Source organism: Methylobacterium mesophilicum SR1.6/6, assembly GCF_000364445.2.
GTDB classification, from domain to species: domain Bacteria; phylum Pseudomonadota; class Alphaproteobacteria; order Rhizobiales; family Beijerinckiaceae; genus Methylobacterium; species Methylobacterium mesophilicum_A.
In genome coordinates, this window is the sequence record NZ_CP043538.1 from 891,024 (window position 1) to 913,416 (window position 22,393).

Annotated in this window: 20 protein-coding genes and 1 pseudogene; 12 read left to right on the forward strand and 9 right to left on the reverse strand. The window is 68.2% G+C overall.

Annotated features, from left to right (window positions below):
* Positions 1-89: 89 nt before the first annotated feature.
* Entirely contained in the window at positions 90-1,400 is a 1,311-nt protein-coding gene (locus tag MMSR116_RS04120) for a dicarboxylate/amino acid:cation symporter (protein ID WP_010687161.1), read from the forward strand.
* A gap of 28 nt (positions 1,401-1,428) precedes the next feature.
* On the forward strand, positions 1,429-2,265 hold the full coding sequence (locus MMSR116_RS04125; protein WP_158168508.1) for a bifunctional allantoicase/(S)-ureidoglycine aminohydrolase: 837 nt from the start codon (positions 1,429-1,431) through the stop codon (positions 2,263-2,265).
* 194 nt (positions 2,266-2,459) lie between these two features.
* Here MMSR116_RS04125 and MMSR116_RS04130 read toward each other — a convergent pair whose 3' ends face one another.
* From MMSR116_RS04130 to MMSR116_RS04140, 3 genes are all read right to left on the reverse strand, one after another.
* Positions 2,460-3,350: an SMP-30/gluconolactonase/LRE family protein gene (locus MMSR116_RS04130; protein ID WP_010687163.1), complete on the reverse strand. Its 891-nt coding sequence runs from the start codon at positions 3,348-3,350 to the stop codon at positions 2,460-2,462.
* A gap of 54 nt (positions 3,351-3,404) precedes the next feature.
* On the reverse strand, positions 3,405-3,656 hold the full coding sequence (locus tag MMSR116_RS04135; RefSeq protein ID WP_010687164.1) for a hypothetical protein: 252 nt from the start codon (positions 3,654-3,656) through the stop codon (positions 3,405-3,407).
* 492 nt (positions 3,657-4,148) lie between these two features.
* Positions 4,149-5,372 (reverse strand): glycosyltransferase, encoded by a 1,224-nt coding sequence (locus MMSR116_RS04140; RefSeq protein ID WP_083920327.1) that lies wholly within the window; start codon positions 5,370-5,372, stop codon positions 4,149-4,151.
* A 389-nt stretch (positions 5,373-5,761) separates the two neighbouring features.
* On the opposite strand from MMSR116_RS04140, the gene MMSR116_RS04145 reads away from it, so the two are divergent.
* Together MMSR116_RS04145 and MMSR116_RS04150 are read left to right on the forward strand one after the other, a co-directional pair.
* Positions 5,762-6,709, forward strand: a complete 948-nt coding sequence (locus MMSR116_RS04145; RefSeq protein ID WP_010687166.1) for a UDP-glucuronic acid decarboxylase family protein — start codon at positions 5,762-5,764, stop codon at positions 6,707-6,709.
* A gap of 59 nt (positions 6,710-6,768) precedes the next feature.
* Complete coding sequence (locus MMSR116_RS04150; protein ID WP_010687167.1) at positions 6,769-7,659, forward strand: polysaccharide deacetylase family protein; 891 nt, start codon at positions 6,769-6,771, stop codon at positions 7,657-7,659.
* Positions 7,660-7,745: 86 nt separating this feature from the next.
* Here MMSR116_RS04150 and MMSR116_RS04155 read toward each other — a convergent pair whose 3' ends face one another.
* Both MMSR116_RS04155 and MMSR116_RS04160 read right to left on the reverse strand, forming a co-directional pair.
* Positions 7,746-8,360, reverse strand: a complete 615-nt coding sequence (locus tag MMSR116_RS04155; protein ID WP_010687168.1) for a hypothetical protein — start codon at positions 8,358-8,360, stop codon at positions 7,746-7,748.
* A 1,050-nt stretch (positions 8,361-9,410) separates the two neighbouring features.
* On the reverse strand, positions 9,411-9,725 hold the full coding sequence (locus MMSR116_RS04160) for a hypothetical protein (protein ID WP_010687170.1): 315 nt from the start codon (positions 9,723-9,725) through the stop codon (positions 9,411-9,413).
* Between the two features lie 218 nt (positions 9,726-9,943).
* Here MMSR116_RS04160 and MMSR116_RS04165 point away from each other — a divergent pair, with 218 nt between their 5' ends.
* The 3 genes and pseudogenes from MMSR116_RS04165 to MMSR116_RS04175 all read left to right on the forward strand — a co-directional run.
* On the forward strand, positions 9,944-10,165 hold the full coding sequence (locus MMSR116_RS04165) for a hypothetical protein (protein ID WP_039894799.1): 222 nt from the start codon (positions 9,944-9,946) through the stop codon (positions 10,163-10,165).
* Positions 10,166-10,179: 14 nt separating this feature from the next.
* Positions 10,180-10,677, forward strand: coding sequence for a CinA family protein (locus MMSR116_RS04170; protein WP_010687171.1), 498 nt, complete (start codon positions 10,180-10,182; stop codon positions 10,675-10,677).
* Between the two features lie 46 nt (positions 10,678-10,723).
* Positions 10,724-11,005, forward strand: a pseudogene (locus MMSR116_RS04175) (integrase core domain-containing protein); the annotation flags it as partial.
* Between the two features lie 170 nt (positions 11,006-11,175).
* Here the strand turns inward: MMSR116_RS04175 and MMSR116_RS04180 are convergent.
* Complete coding sequence (locus MMSR116_RS04180) at positions 11,176-12,411, reverse strand: MFS transporter (protein ID WP_039894801.1); 1,236 nt, start codon at positions 12,409-12,411, stop codon at positions 11,176-11,178.
* A 259-nt stretch (positions 12,412-12,670) separates the two neighbouring features.
* Between MMSR116_RS04180 and MMSR116_RS04185 the strand changes: the two genes are divergently transcribed.
* Positions 12,671-12,925, forward strand: a complete 255-nt coding sequence (locus MMSR116_RS04185) for a hypothetical protein (RefSeq protein WP_010687173.1) — start codon at positions 12,671-12,673, stop codon at positions 12,923-12,925.
* 568 nt (positions 12,926-13,493) lie between these two features.
* Positions 13,494-13,718, forward strand: coding sequence for a hypothetical protein (locus MMSR116_RS04190; protein ID WP_010687175.1), 225 nt, complete (start codon positions 13,494-13,496; stop codon positions 13,716-13,718).
* Between the two features lie 280 nt (positions 13,719-13,998).
* On the opposite strand, the gene MMSR116_RS04195 is transcribed toward MMSR116_RS04190, so the two are convergent.
* Both MMSR116_RS04195 and MMSR116_RS04200 read right to left on the reverse strand, forming a co-directional pair.
* Entirely contained in the window at positions 13,999-14,673 is a 675-nt protein-coding gene (locus MMSR116_RS04195; RefSeq protein WP_010687176.1) for a sigma-70 family RNA polymerase sigma factor, read from the reverse strand.
* Positions 14,674-15,481: 808 nt separating this feature from the next.
* Entirely contained in the window at positions 15,482-15,808 is a 327-nt protein-coding gene (locus MMSR116_RS04200; protein WP_010687177.1) for a helix-turn-helix domain-containing protein, read from the reverse strand.
* Positions 15,809-16,170: 362 nt separating this feature from the next.
* Here MMSR116_RS04200 and MMSR116_RS04205 point away from each other — a divergent pair, with 362 nt between their 5' ends.
* The 3 genes from MMSR116_RS04205 to MMSR116_RS04215 are packed head-to-tail and all read left to right on the forward strand — an operon-like array spanning position 16,171 to position 21,458.
* The gene (locus tag MMSR116_RS04205) at positions 16,171-17,934 is read left to right on the forward strand and encodes a type I secretion system permease/ATPase (RefSeq protein WP_010687178.1); all 1,764 of its coding nucleotides are present in this window, start codon (positions 16,171-16,173) and stop codon (positions 17,932-17,934) included.
* A 3-nt stretch (positions 17,935-17,937) separates the two neighbouring features.
* Complete coding sequence (locus tag MMSR116_RS04210) at positions 17,938-19,299, forward strand: HlyD family type I secretion periplasmic adaptor subunit (RefSeq protein ID WP_010687179.1); 1,362 nt, start codon at positions 17,938-17,940, stop codon at positions 19,297-19,299.
* Between the two features lie 38 nt (positions 19,300-19,337).
* On the forward strand, positions 19,338-21,458 hold the full coding sequence (locus MMSR116_RS04215; RefSeq protein WP_010687180.1) for a hypothetical protein: 2,121 nt from the start codon (positions 19,338-19,340) through the stop codon (positions 21,456-21,458).
* Between the two features lie 264 nt (positions 21,459-21,722).
* Here MMSR116_RS04215 and MMSR116_RS04220 read toward each other — a convergent pair whose 3' ends face one another.
* Positions 21,723-22,325, reverse strand: a complete 603-nt coding sequence (locus MMSR116_RS04220; RefSeq protein ID WP_348529337.1) for a sigma factor — start codon at positions 22,323-22,325, stop codon at positions 21,723-21,725.
* Positions 22,326-22,393 lie beyond the last annotated feature (68 nt).

Here is a 22,393-nt window from a genome sequence, read left to right on the forward strand (position 1 = left end):
ACGATTGTGCCGAACGCGTCCGTTCGATCCCGCTGCGTTGCACAATGACGCCGCCCAGGACGCCGCCGTGAAACCCAGGAGAAGGTCCGATGAAGCGCTTCGTCTCGTCGCTGTTCGGGCAGGTGGTTGCCGCCCTGGTCCTCGGGATCGTCATCGGCATGGTCTGGCCCGGCTTCGCGGTGGCCCTCAAGCCGCTGGGCGACGCCTTCATCAAGCTCATCAAGATGGCGATCGCGCCGCTCGTCTTCGGCGTCGTCGTGCATGGGATCGTCGGAGCCGGTGACCTTCGGAAGGTCGGCCGCGTCGGCCTGAAGTCGCTGATCTACTTCGAGGCCGTGACGACCCTCGCCCTCGTGCTGGGTCTCGTCCTCGCCTATGTCTTCGCCCCCGGCCACGGCATGAACGTCGACGTCGCGTCCCTCGATGCCAAGGCGATCGCCGGCTACACCGACCGCGTCGGGCAAGTCACCGGGACGGTCGACTTCCTGATGAAGCTCGTGCCGACAACCTTCGTCGATGCCTTCGCCAAGGGTGACATCCTTCAGGTCCTCATCCTCGCGATCCTGTTCGGATCCGGCCTCTCCCTACTCGGCGAGCGCGGCAAGCCGCTGGCCGAGAGCCTGGAGCGCATCACCGAAGTCCTGTTCCGGATCATCGGCTTCATCGTGAAGCTCGCGCCGCTCGGTGTGCTCGGCGCGGTGGCGTTCACGGTCGGCAAGTACGGCGTCGGCTCGCTGAAGCAGCTCGGCATGCTGGTCGCGCTGTTCTACGCGGGCGTCGCCTTCTTCGTCCTCGTGGTGCTCGGCGGCATCATGCGGCTCGCGGGCTTCAGCATCCTGAAGTTCCTGGCCTATCTCCGCGAGGAGCTGACGGTAGTGGCGGGCACGGCCTCCTCGGACAGCGTGCTGCCGCAGGTGATGCGCAAGCTGGAGCGCCTCGGCATCAAGGATTCGACCGTCGGCCTCGTGATCCCGACCGGCTACTCCTTCAACCTCGACGCCTTCTCGCTCTACCTGACCCTCGCCACGGTCTTCATCGCGCAGGCGACCAACACCGACCTCTCCTTCGGCCACCTGATGCTGATCCTCGGCATCGCGCTCCTGACATCGAAGGGCGCCCATGGCGTGCCGGGCTCCGCGATCGTCGTCCTCGCCGCGACGCTGTCGGCGGTGCCGGAGATCCCGGTGATCGGGCTGGTGCTGGTCCTGTCGATCGATTGGTTCGTCGGCATCGCCCGGGCGCTGGGCAACCTGATCGGCAATTGCGTGGCGACGGTGGTGATCGCCGCCTGGGAGGGCGACATCGATCGGGCCCAGGCCCACCGGGTGCTCAACCGCGAGACGACGACCGACAGTGTCGAGATCCTCGAAGCGCCGGTCGCGGAACCCCGCATCGCCTGACGCGCCCGAGCCAACCTGGGAGACGCCGATGACCGCGCCGCGCTACAACCCCGCCTGCGGGGGCCTTCCGCCGCAGACCGCCCTGATGACCGGCCGGGCCGTGTTCACCGAGGCCTACGCGGTCATCCCGAAGGGCGTGATGAGCGACATCGTCACCAGCGTCCTGCCGTTCTGGACCGGTACGCGGACCTGGATGCTGTCCCGGCCGCTCTCGGGCTTCTCGGAGACCTTCGCGCAGGCCCTGATGGAGATCGCCCCCGGCGGCGGCAGCGAGCAGCCCGAGCCGGATCCCGAGGCCGAGGGCGTGCTCTTCGTGGTCGGCGGCCAGCTGCGGCTCGTCCTCGACGGGCGCGCGCACGCCCTGCGGCCCGGCAGCTACGCCTACCTCGCCCCCGGGGCGGCCTGGAGCCTGCGCAACGACGGCGGCGAGCCCGCCCGCGTCCACTGGGTCCGCAAGGCCTACGAGCGCGTGCCGGGCCTCGACGCGCCCCCGTCGTTCCTCGCCCACGAAGCCGACGTCACGCCCGCGGCGATGCCCGGTACGGACGGGGCCTGGGCCACCACCCGCTTCGTCGCCGCCGACGACGTGCGCCACGACATGCACGTCAACATCGTGACGCTGCGTCCGGGCGCCTCGATCCCGTTCGAGGAGACCCACGTCATGGAGCACGGGCTGTTCGTGCTGGAGGGCAAGGCGGTCTACCGGCTCAACCGCGACTGGGTCGAGGTCGAGGCCGGCGACTACATGTGGCTGCGCGCCTTCTGCCCCCAGGCCTGCTACGCCGGCGGACCGGGACCCTTCCGCTACCTCCTCTACAAGGACGTCAACCGCCACGCGGCACTCCGGCCCCGGACGGCCTTCTGAGCGGCCGGTCCGCGTCGGGCGAGATCCGCCACGTGGGGTTGCGCGCCTCGTGGCCCTGTTGCGGAGCGGCGAGGCCGCCGAGGCGCGCCCTGCCGGAACGCCGCCGCCCCCGTCGCCGCGCGACGCGCGCTGGCACGATCGGCTGACGGCCTGAGAAACCCTGTCCCTGGTCGCGGCCCGGCGGCCCGGCCGGATCAGGCGCCGAGCCGGAAGGCCGGCTCCAGCAGGCCGCGCGCGCCGACATCGACGAGGATCGTCCGGCCGTGCTCCGGGTCGGCGGCCCGGCCGGCCTCGTCCATGCCCTCGTAGGCGGACGTGACCAGCAGCCGGTCGAGGGCGCAACCCGCGAAGGTCGGGCAGGTCGGCTGCCGCATCGGCACCGGGACGGTGCGCACCCGCTCGCCCGCGGGGCTGTAGGCATCGAGGCAGCCGGCGCCGAAGCGCGCCGTCCAGATCAGGCCCTCGGCATCGACGGCGGCGCCGTCGATGCCGCCGTCGCCGCCGCGATGATCGAAGTGGGTTTCGGGCGGCCCCTTCGGCAGCCCGGTCCTGGGATCCAGCGCCACGCGGCGCAGCACGCCGACCTCGGTATCGACGAAGTAGCCGGTCGCGCCGTCCGGCGAGAAGCTGATGCCGCTCGGGACCGTCAGGCCGCCGAAGAGGCGGCGCACCCGCGTTCCGGCCACGTGGTAGATCGCGCCGCGCCCCCTGGCGGCGTCGCGGTCCATCGTGCCGATCCAGAGCGCCCCGCTGGGATGGACGCGGCCGTCATTGGAGCGGTTGCCGAGCATGTCCTCCTCGAGGGGACACAGCATCCGGATGTCCCCGTCGCGGATCGCCCGGACATAGAGCCCGTCCTCGGCCGAGAGCAGTTGATGCGCGCCGTCGATCGCCGCGATGTCGCTGACCTGGATGGGCAGGACGTGGACCAGCGCCTTCTGGGCAGTGCCGACCGGCATCTCGAACAGGCGCGCCTCAAGGATGTCGACCCACCACGCCGTGTTCGTGCGCGGATCGTAGCTCGGTCCCTCGCCGAGGCGGCAACGGACCTGGCTGAGGATGCGGACGTGCTGCAGACAATCCAAGAGATCAATCCCGTGCGTTCCGATCGGTGATCGTGGTGGATCTGCCGCGATGCCTCAGCACGCCCTGCAGATGCTGCCGAGGACGGCATCGAGGTCCTTCTGCCGCTGCGTGCGCTTGTCCGGATCGTGCCGGGGCGCGGCCGCCGCGCCTGGCGGCACCGTCTGCCCCACGGCAGACCGGTAGGGCGCGTTGATCGTCGTCTCGGGCCCGCCCCCCGTGCCCGTATAAGGCCCGGCGTGAGCCGCACCCATATACGCGAGCAGAGCCAGAATGACGGGCGGTGAACGGCGGCTCAGGCGGGGCATTTCGAGATCCTCCTCCGATCCATTCGCATCCTGTGTGAGCCCTGCAGATCCATGACCTTGAGCATCATCGTCCGGCGGGGCGGCATCGCGGCCGCGCTCAATCAGGACCGGTCTTCGTCGATCCTCCGCAAGTCCAATACAGATCATTCGGCTGATCTGTGCTCTCATCGAACGGTGTGAGCCATTATTGTCCTTCGCGACGTGCCGCCGCGCACCCACCGCCGTGGATTAAAGTTCGGCCCTCGCCCGGCCGCACGCCCCTCAACCCGGAATGAAGCCTCGACGGACCGCGCGGGCAGGAGCGGGGGCAATCGAATGCTGGCCTGCCGGCGCCGTTCACCTTCGCGACGGCCGCCGACAACCTCGTGCGTCCGCCGGGGCTCATGGCCCCATCCGCCGCTTGGGCGGGCGCCTGCAGGCCCCGGGCTCGCGGCCGGGCCTCATGAACCGGCCCTGGAGCCGCGCCCGGCGGCCTCGCGATCGGGCGCGATTCTAGACCGCGGCCCGCGAGACGACCCGGGTCTCGCGGTACCCGCGAAACTCGTAGACCACGCCGGCCCAGATGAGGCTGCGCGAGAGCAGGGTGCTCCAGGCGGAGGCGGCGTGCAGCGCGATCCAGGCCGGCGCGAGCCAGCGCACGGCGGCATCGGCGTTGCCGCGATAGGCCGCGGCCGCCTCGCCGTCGAACGCCTTGCGGACGATCATCAGGCGGACCGAGGCCCGCGCCTGACCCAGGAGGAAAGCCAGGACGAGCGCGACCAGGGCGAACCGATCCCCGGACAGCGCCAGCCCGAGGGCGCTCGCGCCCGCGACCAGGAACAGGGCGGTCATGGCGGCCCCGATCCACCAGACCGCCGGCAGGTACCAGCGGACGAACTTGTACTGGCGACGCCCGAACGCGAACGCGGAGCGGTAGCTGTGCTCGACCGGCGAGGCGACGATCAGGCTCCGTGGCGTCAGCAGGCGCAGCCGATGCTCGCGCAGGATCCGGCTGAGGTGCACGTCGTCGACGATGGAACCCCGCCAGCGGTCACGCAGGCCGATCCGCTCGATCGTGGTCCAGCGCAGCGCGCAGGTTCCGCCCCAGACCACGTCGAAGACCCGGACCGCCCCCACCAGGGAGTTGGTGGCGGCCGCGGCGAGGGCGCTCGGCACGTCGCCGCGCACCGGCAGCAGCCAGCGATGGCCGGTGACCACGTCGATGTCGCCGCGGGTGAGGGGCTCGACGAGGCGCAGCAGCCAGTCCGGCGCGGGCCGCGTATCGGCGTCGATGAACGCAACGATCTCGTCGCTGCCGTCGAGCCGGTCGAGGACGTGGAGCAGGTTATGGATCTTCTGGCCCTCGTCCACCGCGAGGCCGGCCACCGCGATCGACAGGGGCGCGCCGGGTCCCGCCGACGCCTGCCGCAGGACCGGGAGCGCCGCGTCGGTCTCCGCCTCGACCACGGCGACGATGCGGTAGTGCCCGTACTGCTGGGCCCGCAGGCGTGCGACGAAGTCCGCGAGGTGCCGATTGGAGCCCTTGACCGGCGCGATGACGACGACCCGCGGCTCGCGCGCGAGGTCCACCCGGTTCCCGATGCCGCGCTGGAACTGCCAGGCCATGTACACCGCTCCGGCCAGCAGCGTGAGCCAGAGTGCGATCAGGCCATGCATGAAGAACGCCATGACGTTGTTGCCCCTCGGCAAGACGGGGCGGCGCGGCGCCCCTCCCATCGCCGGGTCCGCTTAACGAGAAAATCGGATCCCGTCTTCGCCGACTGCGTCCGATAGGGAGAGTTCCGGCGGCTTAATCAATCTTCCGGCGCCAATGTGCCCGAATTGCACCGACGCCGCGCCGAAAGAAACTATCGGGAAGGCCCGCCGAGCCGTGCGGCCGCACGGCCCGGCCGCAGGTCCGCTCGTCCGTGGCGGCGGCTCGCACGGGGGAGGTCGATCCTCCGGTCGCCGCAGGCTGTCGCGGACGATCGGTCCGGACCCGTCCGCGACCTTGACGCTGCAAGTGCCGCAATCTATTTTTGATTGCGCTTGTCCAATATCCGCATACACATGAAGAAGCATTCGCGGATGCGGCAAGGATAGATCGACCGCGGAGATACATATCCTTGCCATACGGCGACACGAAGCGCGTCCTGGTCACCGGCGGGGCAGGATTCATCGGTTCACATCTCTGCGAGCGACTGCTCGCCCAGGGCCACGACGTCCTGTGCGTCGATAATTTCTTCACGGGGCGGCGGCGGAACATCGCCCACCTGCTCGGCGATCCCCGCTTCGAGGTCCTGCGCCACGACGTGACGTTCCCCCTCTATGTCGAGGTGGACGAGATCTACAACCTCGCCTGTCCGGCCTCGCCGATCCACTATCAGCACGATCCCGTCCAGACGACGAAGACGAGCGTCATCGGGGCGATCAACATGCTCGGTCTCGCGAAGCGGCTGCGCGCGAAGATCTTCCAGGCCTCGACCTCCGAGGTGTACGGCGACCCCGAGGTGCACCCGCAGCCGGAAGCGTACTGGGGACGCGTCAACCCGATCGGCTTCCGCTCGTGCTACGATGAGGGGAAGCGCTGCGCCGAGACGTTGTTCTTCGATTACCACCGGCAGCACAGGCTGGAGATCAAGGTCGCGCGCATCTTCAACACCTACGGCCCGCGGATGCACCCGAACGACGGGCGCGTCGTGTCGAACCTCGTCGTCCAGGCGCTGCGGGGCGCGGACATCACGCTCTACGGCGACGGGGAGCAGACCCGGTCCTTCTGCTACGTCGACGACCTCGTGGACGGGATCGTCCGACTAATGGGAAGCGGGCCCGAGCTGACGGGGCCGGTCAACATCGGGAATCCGAGCGAGTTCACGATCCGGCAATTGGCCGATCTGGTGATCGACCTGACCGGCTCGCGCTCCCGCATCGTTCAGCGGCCGCTCCCCCCCGACGACCCGCGCCAGCGCCGCCCGGACATCACGAAGGCCAGAGCCCTGCTGGGCTGGGAACCCACCGTGTCCGTCCGGGATGGGCTGGAACGGACGATCGCCTATTTCCGGGACCTGGGCTGACGGCCGGCGACAGGGGATGGACCGCCGCCCGTGGCGGTGCGGCGGAACGGGGACACAGTATGGATACGGATGCGGGCCACGGCCGCTACAGGTACAGCGCCCTGCCGGACCGCCCGGTCTTCGACTGGCCGCGGGGAAAGCGGCTCGCCGTCTATATCGGGCTGAACCTGGAGACCTTCGCGTTCGGCGCGGGCCTGGGCGCGGAGCTGGCGCCGGGGGGCCCGCAGCCGGACGTGCTCAACTACGCGTGGCGGGACTGGGGCAACCGGGTCGGCGCTTGGCGGATCGCCGCGATGCTGGACGCACTGGCCATGCCGGCGAGCGTGCTCGTCAACAGCAACCTCTACCGGGACTGCCCCGGGCTGATCGAGGCATTCCGCGCCCGCGGCGACGAGATCGTCGCCCACGGGCGGACCAACGCGGAGCGGCAGGGCACCCTCGACGAGGCCGCGGAGCGGGCGCTGATCGCTGAGACGACGGCGGCGATCGCCGCGCGGGAGGGACGGCAGCCGGCCGGCTGGCTCGGGCCATGGATCTCGCAGTCGCGGGTGACGCCCGACCTCCTGGCCGAGGCCGGCTACCGCTATCTGCTCGACTGGGACCACGACGACCAGCCGACCTGGTTCGCGACCCGCGGCGGCGGTCGCATCCTGTCTGTGCCCTATCCGCAGGAACTCAACGATATCCCCGCCGTCGTGGCCCGCAAGGAGACGGGCCGCCAGTTCGCCGACGCCATCGCGGACGCCTTCGACGAGATGCTGGAGCAGGCGCAGGCCGCGCCCCTCGTCATGGGAATCGCGCTCCATCCCTACATTGTCGGGCGCCCGCACCGGCTGCGACCCCTGCGCCAGGCGCTGGAGCGCATCGCGAAGCGCCGGGCCGATATCTGGCTCACGACCGCGGGCGCCGTCGCCGACCACATCGTGGCCCAGACGGCCGAGCCGCGCTGACGCAGCGCTTCCAGTGGAACAACCCGGCGCTCCTCACCGCACCGTCATGGCGGGGACGGGGACGGGAACCTGGCCGCGCGGCGCCGTCAGCACCCCGAGCAGATGGGTCGCGCGGCGTCCTGCCCCCCCTTCAAGAGGGCGCTCATGGCCGCATCGCGATCGTAGGTCGCCGGAGACCCGGTCGAGGTCAGGGACCGGTCGGCCGCAACCCCCCTGGCGTTCGACACGGCAGACATCGTCACGGTGTCGGCGCCGGTCATTCGGGTGGACCGCGACGCCAGGATCGACCGTTCCGTCAGATTCTCCGGGTGCAGGGCCTTCCACGCCATGCGGGTGCGCGTCGACGCATCGAGAACCGCCGAGGGGTTCGAGCCGCCCTGGCCCGTGTCGGCCTCCTGCAGCTTCGGCATGCCGGGGATGACGACCGGAGTCAGAACGGGAGGGGCCGAGACGGGGGATGCGGTGACGGGGGATGCGGTGACGGGAGCGGCCAGACCGACGTCACCTTCGGCCGGCCGTGCCGCCGATCCGGCGCTCTGAACTGCGACGGGCTGAGGGCCGGCCGGTGCCGCCGACGGCAGGGCGCTGTAGGCGGTCGGCCCCATCGGCAGATGTGAACATGCGCCCGACGTCAGCAACACCGCCGCGAGAGTTCCGATCCGTTTTAGAGTCATAGCCGCTCTCGTGCCGCGCTCGGCCATTCTAGCCAAGCTTGAGCTTAGCCATATCAGTCTTCGGCACGCGAAGTCCAATCACTGCCGCCGCCCGCGAGCGGGCATGATTGTGTCTGATCCGTTTCAACAGAGACTGTTGGTGCCCCGTCGGCGAGAGGCAGGTATCGATCTATCGTCTTGTCGGCGCACGATCGAAATTAATCCAACATGATTTGATCTTAACATTTGAATAAGCGTGGCACACGGAAATAAAGAGACAAATATCGCCTCTGATACGGTGATTGGATCAACGATTCCGAGCTTGCGCGCGTCGGGTCGCGCCGCAACGGACGTGAAGCGAGGGGCTCGGCAGACTCTAACCCGACCCGCACCCGTGCCCGGAGACCTCAATCAAGCGCCTGCGCGACATCGACGGTGTTGCCTGATCAAGCAGATCGGGTCCCGGCGGCATCGGCGTGCTGTATTTCTTCAAGCCCCACGCCCCTCCCGTCTTGGAAGCCTGAGGGGCCGAGCCGCTGTACCGGCGGGGTGCGCGCGGCGGCGATGAGTCCGGAATGGCCGCGGCTGTGTCTTTCCAGAGACAGGCGCGCCGACGTGCTCGGACAGCCCGGCCGGACGTCGGGCTCGGCCTCGCGGGGCGGACCTGCGGGCGGTACGCGCGCCGTCCGGACAGGCTCCGGCAGCCCCCGAAATATAGCCGGCGCAGAAGCCCGACGTGTCGTACCGCTGATCGACGATGGGGTCGTATCCGACCCACAGGCGTAGCCTCCGATCTCATCAATGTGCGAGTTGGGCCGATACGCAATGCAGCTTGAGAGGCAGGGGGCCTGCGGCCATTCAGCGATCGCCGACAGCGCGGCGGCACTTGCTTTGGGTTCAGGGCGCGGGCCTTCGGAATGGAGATTTGAAATTTAAGTTACGTCTCTCCAAGAGCATACACCCTGGACCCTACGCATATCATTCCCCTCACAGCACAGTTACAACACGCGCAGTGGTCGCTCAAGGTCTGCGACGCAGCCATGCATGGAGAGGTCGATGACGCGGCCGGCTCCGCGCAAGCCCGGAGGCACGGATCCATTACGCAGCTCGGAGCCGGATCTCATCGACAGGTTCGATCCGCGATCGGGTGAACAGGTCGAGGCCGACTTTCGGCCCTGCGGCCTTCAGGAGAGTTGCCTCATCGCAGGTTCGAGCGACCTGAAGGCCGAGCTCCTCCAGGCGCGCATGCGCCGCACAGTAGGTGGCGATCCGAGCCCGGCCATAGACCGGCATATTGGAGAGGAGGCGATCACGCTCTCCGGGGTCCGCTTTGAAGAGGGAGGCGATCAACTCGATCGGAATGGGGTAGTTCGCCAGGGCTCCCGGATGCGGTCGGTTTCCATCGAGCGCCATGGCTGCCTCGCTGCTTCGAAGATGCAGCGAGGCTCAGCGATCATGGTTAACGATCGGTTGGGATCCGCGATGGCGAAGATCGGTAGCAATGGGACGGGCAGGACGTTGAGCCCGTGGCGCATCCGTGGATCTCCGGCCCGGCGACCGCAACACCCAAGGGTGACCGGGATCATCGTGGGCCGAGGCGCGTTCGGACTCGATCGGGCCCGGGAGCGACGATGGAAGCCAGCGATTTGGAGTGCCGCCCGCCCTTCCGGGTGATGACCTTCCGCGACGACCAGGAGGTGATCTCCGAGGATGTCGAGACCGAGCTTGCCGCTCGGACCCGCTTCGCTTCGGCGATCGACCTGTGCAAGGCGCGCGACGATGCGCATAGCCACCGGGTCGAGCTGCGAGCCGACGGTGATGTCGTAGCGACGTGGCCGGCGAGCAGGCGGTAGCAGGGAAGCGCGCGATGGACGATCTGGTGTCGAAGGCCGACAGGATCGGCGCCATTCTGACCAAGCGAGGCCAGACCATCGCTGTGGCGGAGTCATCTGCCGGCGGCCTGGTATCGGCGGCTCTGCTGTCAGTTCCTGGCGCCAGCGCGTACTTCCTCGGCGGCGCCGTGATCTACACGGCGACCGCGCGATCGGCCTTACTCGGCATCGGGGAGGCGGAGATGGCCGGCCTGCGTTCGGCCTCGGAGACGTACGCAATGCTCCTGGCTCGAACGGTCCGTGAGCGCCACGGCGCGACCTGGGGCATCGCGGAGACCGGCGCAGCCGGTCCGAGCGGCAATCGCTACGGCGATGCCGCTGGCCATACCTGCATCGCCGTGAGCGGCCCCGGCGAGTGGGTCGCAACGATCGAAACCGACATGGCCGACCGGCTCACCAACATGCGGACTTTCGCGGTCGGCCTGCTCGATCTGCTCGGCGAAGCGCTGGGTACGAGGTCTTCGATGGCCTGACGTCCGGTGCCCAGCAGGAGCGGCGGGAGAGCCACCGACACTGATCCACCCCTCGGTTCAAGGCTCGCAGGACACCGTGGTGGTCTTCGGAAGTCGGCGCCGAGCGGCGGGTGTGCGCCCGTCGACGGCCTCGGTCGGCGACGCCCCCGACAACGCCATGGCCGAGAGCTTCTTCTCGACCCTCGCATGCGAGTTGCTCGCCCGCCGTCGCTTCCGCTCGCAGGCCGAGGCTCGGATGGCCCGCTTCAGCTGCGTCGAGGGCTTCTACAATCCACTGCGTCGCCACTCGGCGCCCGGATACCGCTCACCCACTGCCCATGAGCAGGAAACTGCCCCGGAGGCGTCCAAACCAAGCCTGCTCAGCGAAGTCCCCCTCACGGTTCACAAAGGCGGGACAATCCCAGTCCGAGCGCGCACGCGTCCCGCGGAGCGCCGAATCGCCGAGCACCGCGCCTCGGCGAGGCCGACGCATGAACGTGTGGGCCATCCGCGCCCGGGTCAGGCAGGCTGCAGGCTCGCGGCCGCGCGCTCGCGCCGGCGCGACCGGCGTCCCGGTTCGCAGGTCGCGTCAAGCCAGACGACCAGGGCGAGGGCGATCAGCGCGGGGGCCCCGAGTGCCAGGAACGAGCCGGTCCAGCCCACCATCGACTGGGCCAGGCCGCCGTACCAGGCCGAGAGCGCGCCGCCGATGCCCTGTACCGCGTTGACGGTGCCGAGCGCCGTCTGGGTGCGGCCCGAGCCCCAGGTGAGATCCGCCACCACCACAGGCACGGCGACCCCGACGATGCCCGAGGCCACGCCGTCGAAGATCTCGGCCGCGATAAGCCACACCGGGTCATCGATGAAGGCGGACAGGACCGCCCGCACCGGCAACGCAGCCAGGGCGACCAGCAGGAGCTTGCGGCGCCCGCGCCTGTCGGCGAGGGAGCCTGCGAAGAGGGCCACCGGGATCATGACCAACTGCGCGACCATGACGTAGCGGGCTGTCCAAGCCGTGGCGTCGGAGCCAGCCGCCACGAGCTTCTGCCCGAGCAAGGTCAACATGCCGCCGTTGCCGAGGTTGAACAGCGCGAGTGCCACGGCCAGCACCATCAGCTTGCGATTCGAGAGCACGCTGCGGGAGCTCGCCCGTTCCGGCTTGTCGTCCGGATCGTCCTCCTTCCAGCCGACCGCGCGGCGTCCGTTGTAGCAGTGGCCTGGGGTTGTCACGCTGGCCGCGATGGCCAGCAAGGCCATGGCACCGAGCACCCAGAAGGCGACGGCGGGCCCGAATGGGACGGAGCCGAAGCTGATGAGGCCCGCCGCGACGAGGATTCCGAGGTGATTGCAGGCTTGGTTGCGACCCTGCTGCTTCGGGAAGCGGTCCTTGCCGACGATGCCGAGGGTCAATTCGGTGACAGCAGGGAGAAGGAGCACGCCACCGGCGGCCGCCAGCATCTGGGCGGTGAACACGGCCGGGAAGGATTTGGCCGGCATGACCAGCAGCGTGCCGGCCAGGATCGCGGCGCAGGCTGCGGCAATGAGGAGACGAGGCCGTCCAATCCGGTCGACCAGGGCGCCGGCGGGCCCGCTGAGGCACAGCGCGCCGACGCCCACCAGCGTCGTGACGAACCCGACCCGCGCCGGCGACCATCCCCCTGTCTCGGCGAGCCAGGTTCCCAGGAAGGGACCGAGTCCGCCCTGGATGTCACCGGTGAAGACGTTGATCAGGGCAAGGTGGGTGGTGGCGAGCATGCTCTCAGGCCCATGTGCCACGATCCCGCAGAGGACGCGCATCGTAGCCCGCGCTTGATGCGCGACGACAGGTCACCAGAGACGCCCGGACAACCTAAACCGTTCCGTGTCGGGCGCGCTGCCCGCGATGTCAGGTAGATTGCTGGCGAGACCGGGGCCGAAAAAGGTTAACGGCACCGCCAGATCCGGAGCCATACTTCATGGAACCGTTTTCCAGACGATGACGTTCTTGGAGCAATCGCTGAACCGGAGACTCAACTTGAAGAAGATCGCTTTGACCCTTGCTGCCGGTGCCGCTCTTGTGGGCGCCGCCTCGACCGTCCAGGCCCACGAGTGGGGCGGCGGCTATGGCTATGGACCGGGCTACGGCCATTCCCGCGTCATCGTGCGGGAGAACCATCGCGACGGCTACCGCGGCGTTGGCTTCCGGCATCGCGACTGGGATCGCCCGGGCGTGCGCGTGATCGAGCGTCGCGACGGCGGCTACCATCGCCATCACGATTGGGACGACTGAGCGGCCGATTCCGTTCGGAGAATCTCCCGGGGCGCCCTATGGGGCGCCCCGTCTTCGTTTTTGGCCGTCAGTCTCCGAGGGCCGTGCGGCTGCAGCCGGCTGCGACCTCGCAGCACGCGGCGTCGAAAGTCTTGTGACATGCGAGATTCGTCATGGCCGCCTCGATGGTGGGCCAGCCAAGACCCATGCCTTCACCCATGTTTTCACCCATGCCTTCACAGGATCGCCACTGATTGGGTGTCGGCCCAGGCAGACAGGCCGCAGGCACGGTGCGGAGGGCGGGGAAGTGGCTGATTGCCCAGCTTGACGACCGTGGCGACCCGCCAGAACAGCGAAAAAGATCGAAGGGCACGGCAACTCGGAACGTCGTCCGCGTGCTGCCTTGGCCCGCGTGATCAATGAACACCGCGCACCGATGCCCGGAGGCGACCCTCGGCTGAAAACGCCCGCGCCGACCGTGTCGCAGTTTTGCTGTACGGCGCTGGATCGGTTTGGCTGCCGGGGACGTTAGAGGGCCCATGCACCGGTCCGACTAAGGCCGCCTGCATTGGCTGGGGACCACCCTGAGATGCCTCACAATCAGTTCCGGGTGACGCTGGAAACCCGCGATGGCCGACGCGTCCTCACCGCGGCAGCGGAGCGCGAGGCCGCCCTGATGGCCGAGTCCGTCTTGCGCCGCTACGAAGGTGAGCCTTTCACAGTCGGCTTCTGCGTCGATTGCGAGGATCGCGAAGCGAGCCGCCGCATCGCCTTCTACCTGACGGATTTGGTTCTCGAACTCGATCTTGCCTGAAGCAAGCCTCGAGAAGCAGGGCGAAGATCACCGCGGGATATTCGCTGCGCTCTCGGCCCTTCGACATCCTCTCGTTCGCGCGGGCAACCGAAGCGCCGGAGGGCGACGTTCCGCCCCCGACAACCGGGCCTGGACGGACCGCGCGCCGGACGGGGCGTTCGTGTGGGCAGCACTCCGCTGACCGGGCTTGATGACCCCGCCGCCGGCCGCTCCGACCCAGCGCGGGATGGCGTCCGCGATCTCGTCGGCGGCCGGGCCTATGAAGATGACGTTGCGCGTCCTAGGCGAGTTCCGCGACGAGCAGGGCTCGGGCGCGGCTCACCCGACTCTTCACTGTGCCGGTCTGGCAACCCATCACCTCGGCGGCGGCCTCATACGTGAGGCCTTGTGCACCCACGAGCAGCAGGGCCTCGCGCTGAAGCTCAGGCAGCTTGCCGATATGGGACCAGACCGTGTGCAGGTCGGAACCGTGCTCTTGGGCGGCCGGAGCGGTAAGCTGCGCCGCAGCAGCGCCGTCCACATCCTCGATCTCGCGCTTCCGCTTGCGGCATTCGGAATAGAACTGGTTGCGCAGGATGGTGCAGAGCCACGCCTTCAGGTTCGAGCCTGGGGTGAACAGTTCCTGGCGAGCCCAGGCCCGCAGGACGGTCTCCTGCACCAAGTCGTCGGCGCGCGAGGCGTCGGCGATGAGCGACAGAGCGAACGCGCGAAGTCCAGGAAGCGCCTCGGTCAGCTCTGCGCGAAAAGCCAAGGCTCTCTCGCGGCTTTGCCCATCCAGAACGGCGTCAAGCTGCGCGACGAGATCGAGCAGGCGCTGCGGCGTTTGCGGCCTCGCCAGCGCTTCGTAGGCGACGCGCAGGTGAGCGCCGAGGTGATCCCGCACCCCGGCAGGAAGTGAAGCCGCATCCAGCGGGGCAGGTGGTCTCGGCCGATCAGGCACCGCCCCTTCGCTCATCACCCTGTCCGTCAAAACATGTCCTCTCGAAGCATCAGCTGTGCTGGCGAACCAAGGTTCACCGCGTGCCCGGCGTGCCGGCGACGCGCGACCGGTCATCCGGCGAAGGCTTGCCGAAAATGCGCGTCTTCAAGCGTCCACCCTTCGGCATCGGCCCCGCCACCTGACTGTACAGTGAACATCTAACCCCGCAACCGGAGGATCGTTCTCTGAGCCTTGTGCGTTTGTGGGGGCTCCGTTCGGTGAGCGTCGGGGTCGGTGGGGCGAGCGCAAGCCGTGAGGTTCGCCGCGTCCGGGGAGGCCCGGGCCTCGGCGCTGCCTTCGGCGCGCCCGTGTGGCCTCAGGCCGTGCAAAACCAAGGGGGAGGGGCCTGAAACGGCGCCGGATCGGAGCGAGGCCACGGAGCAGGTTCAAGAGGCTCCTGCCGTTGTTCGAAGAGGAGCCGCCAGGCAGCGACAATGCCGCAGAACGTAGTCTACTGGATAGAAGACAGATCGGACGGCTGTTTCGACGTTATCGTAACGCTCGAGTCCGGCAGGATCTTCAAGCGTTCGGGATGTATCTCACGCGCCGAGGCCGATACCTGGATTGATGGTTTACGGATCCTTATGGCCGCGATCGGTGCGCCCGTATCGTCGGCCGACAAAGCGTCGCGGGACGCGTCGCGGTTCGGATCGCAGACGGCACACGATGCCGACCAGACCACGCCTTGAACAGGCGCCCCGCCTCTGTCCGCTTTCAGAGCCTTCCCATCGACGCGCCCAAGTCTCAGAGGATGAATCAAGTCTCTGAGGATGGATGACGGGCCTTAGGCTTCGTTGTCCGTGCCAGGGTTCGTGGGATCGCCGAACAGGATCTCGTAAGTCATCGGATCGTAGAAGCGCATCACGTTCCGGACGAATTCCCGGGGCTCGATTTTCAGCGCATCCGCCCAGGCCCGGTAGCGATCCGGAGGGATTCGGCCGCGCCCCGTCTCAAGTTGCGAGATGAATGTATAGTATTCCGCACCCACGAGGGCGGCGAGCTGTCGTTGTGACAGACCCTGCGCCTCCCGCAATTCCTTCAGATACCGCCCACCTTCGCGACGCAGCTCCAGCACCTCCTCCGAATCCAGGCGTTGGTAATGCGCATACACGAGGTTTTGCCTTCCTGCGCGCGATCGCGGCTGCACGCGGTGCTATACAGTAAAAACCATATAGCTGTGACGGCTACGCGCTGTCCAGACACAAGCTGGCGGACTGGGTCGCCCCCGCGACAAGATGCTTGGCAGCCCACTGAATGGCCCTATCATGTCGACCTCAGGGGCCAGCATGAAGGAGGGTGCCAATGGCCAGACTGCCGTATGGTCTTTCGCATCGGCCGCTCGGACATGTCGACGACCAGACCCTGCGTTCGCGGGCGCGGACGTCGGCTCCCGATGGCCTTCGACACGATGATGGCCCGAGGTGGGTTTACCAAGGCCTTTGATGCGCTGGCCGATTGCAGGAAGAAAGCGATATGGGCGATCATTCGCTGCAGTCGACATTGACCACGGGCCTGCGTGCACTCCGGCCCGTCCTGACAACGGCTGTGATCTTTGGATTGTTCATCAATCTTCTGCTCTTTGTCAGTCCTCTGTATATGCTTCAAATTTACGATCGCGTCATCCCGAGCCGAAGTGAGACGACGCTCGTCGGGATTACGCTGATCGCGGCTGTCGGTCTTGCCGTTTATGCGACCTTGGACATGTTGCGGTCGCGCCTTCTGGTGCGTGGGGGCGTGATCTTCGACCAGGAGATCGCCGATCCGATCTTCGATGCCGCCCATCGCGGCATGCTGATCCGGCCCGGGGCCCGGCACGACACGGCGCTGCGGGATGTGGACATCCTGCGCGAATTCCTGACGGGCGGCGGGATGCTGGCGTTCTGCGACCTGCCCTGGATTCCGATCTTCCTGCTCGCCTGTTTCGTGCTGCATCCTTGGTTCGGCTGGATGGCGCTGGTGGGGGGCGGCACGATTCTCGGGCTGACCCTGCTCAACGAGATCGCGACGCGATGGACCCTCGAAGCCGCCAGCCGGGCTTCGCGGGAGGCGGGACAGCAGGCCGCCGCGGTCTTCCGGAACGGGGAAGTGTTGCAGGCCATGGGCATGCTGGCCTCCCTGCGCGGTCTCTGGCGCCGGCGCCACGATGAGGTCCTGGCCCTTCAGGCCCGTGCGAGCGATCGCGCCGGCATGATCGTCGCCGTGACGAAGTTCGTCCGCATGCTCCTGCAGACCCTGGTTCTGGGGGCGGGCGCGTACCTCGCCATCCACCGGGAGATTTCCGCCGGGTCGATGATCGCCGCGTCGATCATCATCGGCCGCACCCTCGCGCCGATCGAGGCTGTCGTGGGCAATTGGAAGGGCTTCACGGCCGCCCGCGCCAGCTACCGGCGGCTGACGGATCTCATCGATGTCGCCAAGCCGGAGACCCGCCGCCTGATGCTGCCGCGCCCGCAGGGCGCGATCCAGGTCGAGAACATCTCTGTCGCGGCCCCCGGCTCGACGCAGCCGATCCTCAACGCGGTGAGCTTCCGGCTCGAGCCCGGCAGCCTCGTGGGCATCATCGGACCGAGCGCGGCCGGCAAATCGACTCTTGTGCGCGCCCTGACCGGGGTCTGGCCCCTGCTCGACGGCACCGTGCGCATCGACGGCTCCGACCTGCGTCACTGGGACAAGCAGGCGCTCGGCCAGCACGTCGGATACCTGCCTCAGGACGTGGAGCTGTTCGACGGCACGGTGGCGCAGAACATCGCGCGGTTCGCCGACGTGGACGATGCGCGCGTCATCGAGGTTGCCCGGAGGGCGGGCTGTCACGAGCTGATCCAGTCCCTGCCGGACGGGTACAACACGGTGATCGGGCGGGATGGACAGGGATTGTCCGGCGGCCAGCGTCAGCGCATCGCGCTGGCCCGCGCCCTCTACGGCGAGCCGAGCTTGGTGGTTCTGGACGAGCCGAATGCGAGTCTCGACCAGCTCGGCGAGGCTGCGCTGATGCGGGCCTTGGCGGAGCTGAAGCAGTCGGGCACGACGGTGGTGATCGTGACCCACAAGGTGAGCCTGCTGGCGGAGGCCGACCGCGTCCTGCTCATGAGCGGGGGCACCTTGCAGATCGACGGCACGGCGGAGCAGGTTCTGTCACAGATCACCGGCCCGCGCCCGGTCCCCACCCTAGTGCCGTCCGTCAGCCCCCAGGCCTCCCAGAGCCGCCGGGATGCCGAGGCACAGCGGAGCGCGGGATAGGCGATGACCCACTCGCGAGCCGCGATGCCGAGCCTGTCGCCCCTGCGGCGAACGCCTGACGTGGAGCGGGCGGGCGGCGGTCCGACCAACTGGCGCGTGTACGCCGTCGCCGGCTACGCCGTCATCGTCGCGACGTTCGGTGTCGTCGGGAGCTGGGCCGCCACCGCACGCCTCGACCGGGCGGTCATCAGTCCCGGCGTGATCGTCGCGGAAGGCAGCCGCAAGGTGGTGCAGCATCTCGAGGGCGGCATCGTGCAGGAGGTGCTGGTGCGGGACGGGCAGACCGTCCACGCGGGCGACGTCCTGCTGCGTATCGATCCCGTGCAGTCGCGCGCCAGCAACGACCTGCTGCGCGGTCAGCTCGACGCGGCCCTGATCCTTGAGGCGCGGTTGCGCGCCGAGCAGGAACAGGCTTCGGACTTGGTCCTGCCGCCGGAGATCGCGTCGCGACGAGACGACCGTACCGTCGCCCGCATGATCGACGACCAAGCCAGTCAGCTGTCGGAGCGGCGCGCGTCCTTTCAGGCCCAGCTTGAGCTCATTCAGGCGCGCGTCACGCAGCTGAAGACGGAAATTTCCGGTCTCGCCGTCGAGAAGGCCTCGGTCGAGCAACAGGTCGCCCTAATCCAGCAGGAGCTGGAAGGCCTGCGTGGTCTGCGCGAGAAGAACCTCATCCCCCTCTCCCGCGTCCTGATGATGGAACGCGAGCACGCACGCCTCGAGGGTGTGATCGGGCGGTCCGTGGCAGAAACCGCCAAGGCGCAGAACGGCATCAACGAGGCGGGCCTGCAGGCGGCGCAACTCAAGCAGAAGCTTCAGGAAGCGCTCACGGCACAGCTTCTGGACACGCGCCAGAAGATCGCCGAACTGCGTGAGAAGCTCATCGTCGCCCAGGATGTTCTCCGGCGGCACGAGGTCCGGGCCTCGCATCAGGGTGTCATCCAGGGATTGAAGGTCTACACGATCGGGCAGGTGATCCGTTCCGGCGAGCCGCTAATGGAGATCGTCCCGACCAACGACCGGCTCGTGATCAGCGTCCAGTTCGCGCCGAACGATCTGGAGGCTGTCCATGCCGGCATGCGGGCCGAGGTCAAGTTCCCGGCCTTCCAGACGCGCCGCACGCCGGCCATCTTCGGAAGGCTGACCATGGTCTCGCGCGACCGCCTGCTCGATGAGGGGACGAAGCAACCTTATTTCGCCGGCACGGTCGAGATCGACGATCACCATTTGCCGGAGGACGTACGGCCCCGTCTCCTGGCGGGCCTGCCCGCCGAGGTCGTCGTATCGGCCGGCGAGCGCACCGCGCTCGACTACCTGGTCGCACCCTTCTTCGAGGCCCTCGGACACGGTTTCCATGAACGATAAAGCCCGTTCGTCAGTCCACGTGCGGAAGTGAGGTCCCGATGGGTGCGGTCATCTCCTTCTTCCGGCCCGCATCGACCAGCCAGGGTGGCTGGTCGCAGCAGGAGCTCGCGGAGTTCTACCGCGTCGAGGCCGCGCTGATCCGGGCCGGCCTGCAGATCGGCAGCGAACAGGGTCTGAGCGACGAGGCGGAGCCCTGGTTCGTCTTCTGCCGGCCGGACGGCGACGCGATCATGCATTTCGCCAGGATCGACGGCAGCTACGTCATCGCCTCGGAGGTTCTGGACAGCCCGATGCGGGGCAGCGATTTCCGCGCCCTCATCAATCAAGTCGCCCAACGCTACCCGGGCCTCCTCCCGATTCCGCAGGGCGCCGACGGAACGAAGCTCTCGGTCCATCCGGCCGCCCTGCTCGCCGCCCTCGTCGCGGCTGCGGCGTTGAGCCTGTCACCCCAGGATGCGTTCGCGGCTGACCAGGAGCGTTCGGGCGACGAGCCGGGTCCGGCCGACCAAGCCGGCCAGATGCTCCCCACGGGAGCGCCCGGCGCCGGAGATGCCGGCGATGCCGATGAGCGCGACAGCCATCGCAAGCAGTTCGGGGTCATCGTGTTCTCGGCGATGGTCTTCGCCGCCGATGCCTTCGCCGCCGACCATGTCGAGCCGGGGACTGCGCCGGGCCTGACCGACGGCTCACAGGGCGGCAACGGTGTCGCCGCGTGGGAACAGGGCGGCTCCCCGGTGCCCGCAGGCGAGGCGGCACGCTCCGCGGATGCGGGTGTTCCGCTCACCGCCGGCACACGCGACCACGCGCCGAACGGTACATCCGGTTTCACGACTGCGGAGGCGAATGCGGCCGCGACCGCGCATCCCCAGCCCGGCGATGCTGATCTCAGAGCCCTCGGCCTCGGAAACCCGACGCTCGGACACGGTCCTTCACAGTCGAGCCTGGAGCCCGCGCATCAGGCCTCGGCTCAAGCTGCGGAGGCGAGCACAACCCGCGCCGCGGGTTCCTCGCCTTCGCCTGAGACCCGAGCGGACGCCGGCGCGGACGCATCGGGCAGCGCCGAAGGCACGGGACAGGCGGATTCCTCGCCCGCCACAACGGGTGAGGCTGCGTCCCAGACCCCGAGCGCAACGCTGGCTAACGGGCATTCGGCTTCCGAGATGCCGTCAGCGCAGATCGATGGGGTCACCACACTGCCGCAGCTCGCTCTGAGCCGATTGGCATCGCCGCAGCGGGAGGATGGCTCCAGAGGACAGGATCACGCCGCGAAAGACGGCCTGATTTTGGACGAAGGCGCTTCGCATGCCGCGAGCACCGTTGCTGATGCGGATCATTCCGGCACAAGCGAACTCGATCAGAACCGGCCCGGCGCCGTCGGTCACGGTGCAGCCGACGGCGCGAACGCCGGCCATCAGTCAGGCGCATCGCCGGCCGAGGCGAGCGGCGCGGCTCTGAACGCCGCCCCGGCCGGCGGACCGCCCGGCAAGAGCGCCGAAGCGCCGGGGCAGCTCAAGGAGGCCGGATCGGACGCCCACGCCGCTGTCGGCCACGGTGCAGCCGACGGCGCGAACGCCGGCCATCAGTCAGGCGCATCGCCGGCCGAGGCGAGCGACGCGGCTCTGAACGCCACCCCGGCCGGCGGATCGCCCGGCAAGAGCGCCGAAGCGCCGGGGCAGCTCAAGGAGGCCGGATCGGACGCCCACGCCGCTGTCGGTCACGGTGCAGCCGACGGCGCGAACGGAGCCTTGCCAAGCCCGCCACAGGCCGGGACGAACGGCGCGGATCCGGGCCACGCTCAACCCGGCACCGAGGCTCAAGGCGCACCTCACGCCAAGGGCGCTGCAGCGGCAGATCTCGGGCCGCAAGTCAGTTCAGGTCGGCCGACTGATCCTCCAGGCCCAGGTACACCTACCACCGTGAGCGGCAATCATCCGTCCTCGATGACTCAGACATCCCAGGCAGACGGACACAATCCGGCAAACCCGCCGGCAGCGCACGTCGACGTGACCGGAAACATCGTGTTCTCATCCAATGGGCAGCACGGGCCTGCTGCGGCACCGAGCCATACACCGGCCGATGCTGGAGCGCATGGCGACGTTGGGCTGATCGGACTTTCGGATCACGGCACGAACGCGCACCACCTCGATCTACACTCCTGAAAGTGCGGTCGACTCCCGCGACGACTACCAAAGCGTCCGGGCTGACCGAAATTTCAGGACCGCTTTTCCGCGTTCAGCCTCCCGAGCGCTGTGCCGGATCACGGTGGCATCGCATACGGCTTCCGTTTGGACGCACCGGTTGGCACCGGTTGGCTTGTCCGTGCCGTCATCACGCGCGAAGGCGGCGGAGCCACGGGCATCAACCAGAAAGTGTATCAGAGCGTGGAGAGGCGCCCGAGAGACCTCCTTCCACTTCGGCGAGCGTCAAGGCTCCCTATCGGGGGCTCTGCCAAGCGTGCACGCGCGAACAGGCTTACCCTGAGGCGGCTCACGAAGGCGATCGACGTCAGGAACCTCGCGTTCCGCCTTGCGCGTCTGACAGGAGGAGCTTTTCCGCATCATCGCGAAGACCCATGCCTTCAAGTCGCTTCCCAGGCGATAGTGATCTTGGCCCTGCCAAGCCCGGAGGAGGGTCTCTTGGACGAGATCTTCAGCCTGCGTTGCCGTCGCCGTGATCGAATTTGCAAATCCTCTCAATTCAGGCAGCCATCGAAGAAGGTCGTCACGAAACAGGTCCGGGTCAGGTGTCTGTGACGACCCCGCGGACCCCCGAGAAACCTGCGCGGGCTGACCGCGCGGGCGGCTTTCCGGAATGCAGGTCTGCGCCCGCGGCGGAAGTGGCCAGTCGCTTTCCTTCGTGTCAGGCGACGATCCCAACTCATCGGCGCGTTGCCCTGATCGGGTGTCCGGATGGAACGGCATGCGGTGCTCGACCCTGATCCCACCCCGCGCAACCATACAGCGAATATATAATAAGGGTTCGCTGTATGGCCATCCAGGCATACGCCCGCGGCGCGCTGCAGCCATCGCTGGAGCGTATCAGGGGTGTCCGCGAAGCCGAGGGAGGATCATGCTTCCCGTGCGAGCGAGTCGGG

Excerpts from the sequence above, each read along its gene's own strand:
- MMSR116_RS04120 (WP_010687161.1), top strand. The coding sequence starts at position 90 with ATGAAGCGCTTCGTCTCGTCGCTGTTCGGGCAGGTGGTTGCCGCCCTG.
- MMSR116_RS04125 (WP_158168508.1), top strand. The coding sequence starts at position 1,429 with ATGACCGCGCCGCGCTACAACCCCGCCTGCGGGGGCCTTCCGCCGCAG.
- MMSR116_RS04135 (WP_010687164.1), bottom strand. The coding sequence starts at position 3,656 with ATGCCCCGCCTGAGCCGCCGTTCACCGCCCGTCATTCTGGCTCTGCTC.
- MMSR116_RS04140 (WP_083920327.1), bottom strand. The coding sequence starts at position 5,372 with ATGGGAGGGGCGCCGCGCCGCCCCGTCTTGCCGAGGGGCAACAACGTC.
- MMSR116_RS04150 (WP_010687167.1), top strand. The coding sequence starts at position 6,769 with ATGGATACGGATGCGGGCCACGGCCGCTACAGGTACAGCGCCCTGCCG.
- MMSR116_RS04155 (WP_010687168.1), bottom strand. The coding sequence starts at position 8,360 with ATGGCCGAGCGCGGCACGAGAGCGGCTATGACTCTAAAACGGATCGGA.
- MMSR116_RS04160 (WP_010687170.1), bottom strand. The coding sequence starts at position 9,725 with ATGGCGCTCGATGGAAACCGACCGCATCCGGGAGCCCTGGCGAACTAC.
- MMSR116_RS04165 (WP_039894799.1), top strand. The coding sequence starts at position 9,944 with ATGGAAGCCAGCGATTTGGAGTGCCGCCCGCCCTTCCGGGTGATGACC.
- MMSR116_RS04170 (WP_010687171.1), top strand. The coding sequence starts at position 10,180 with ATGGACGATCTGGTGTCGAAGGCCGACAGGATCGGCGCCATTCTGACC.
- MMSR116_RS04180 (WP_039894801.1), bottom strand. The coding sequence starts at position 12,411 with ATGCTCGCCACCACCCACCTTGCCCTGATCAACGTCTTCACCGGTGAC.
- MMSR116_RS04190 (WP_010687175.1), top strand. The coding sequence starts at position 13,494 with ATGCCTCACAATCAGTTCCGGGTGACGCTGGAAACCCGCGATGGCCGA.
- MMSR116_RS04195 (WP_010687176.1), bottom strand. The coding sequence starts at position 14,673 with ATGAGCGAAGGGGCGGTGCCTGATCGGCCGAGACCACCTGCCCCGCTG.
- MMSR116_RS04205 (WP_010687178.1), top strand. The coding sequence starts at position 16,171 with ATGGGCGATCATTCGCTGCAGTCGACATTGACCACGGGCCTGCGTGCA.
- MMSR116_RS04210 (WP_010687179.1), top strand. The coding sequence starts at position 17,938 with ATGACCCACTCGCGAGCCGCGATGCCGAGCCTGTCGCCCCTGCGGCGA.
- MMSR116_RS04215 (WP_010687180.1), top strand. The coding sequence starts at position 19,338 with ATGGGTGCGGTCATCTCCTTCTTCCGGCCCGCATCGACCAGCCAGGGT.
- MMSR116_RS04220 (WP_348529337.1), bottom strand. The coding sequence starts at position 22,325 with ATGGCTGCAGCGCGCCGCGGGCGTATGCCTGGATGGCCATACAGCGAA.